This window comes from Pseudomonas sp. CFII68 (genome assembly GCF_000416195.1).
In the GTDB taxonomy this organism is placed as follows: Bacteria; Pseudomonadota; Gammaproteobacteria; order Pseudomonadales; family Pseudomonadaceae; genus Aquipseudomonas; species Aquipseudomonas kilonensis.
The window spans coordinates 1-268 of sequence record NZ_ATLN01000072.1; the positions used below are offsets into that span (position 1 = coordinate 1).

The 268-nt window shown below is 69.4% G+C and carries 1 protein-coding gene; it reads right to left on the bottom strand.

What is annotated here, in order from left to right; translation table 11 throughout:
• Positions 1–268 (bottom strand): glycerate kinase (locus tag CFII68_RS16090; protein WP_018605920.1); only part of this gene is annotated, 268 nt, incomplete at both ends.

Consider the following 268-nt stretch of genomic DNA (forward strand, 5'->3'; position numbering starts at 1 on the left):
CCGGTCAACTGGGCGACGACGTCCACGCCGGTACGAAACTGCGCGCCCAGGAACGCCTTGGCCGCGAACCCCAGGCCACCGGCGGCGCCGCTGCCCGGCTCGTCGCGCACATCCTTGTTCAACGCCCGGGCGCAGTGTTCGGCGAAATGCCCCAAGGCCCGGTCCAGCGCCTGCACTTGCTGGGCAGTGGCGCCCTTCTGCGGACCGAAAACCACGGACGCGCCATGGGGACCGCACAACGGGTTATCGACATCGGCGGCAATCTCGA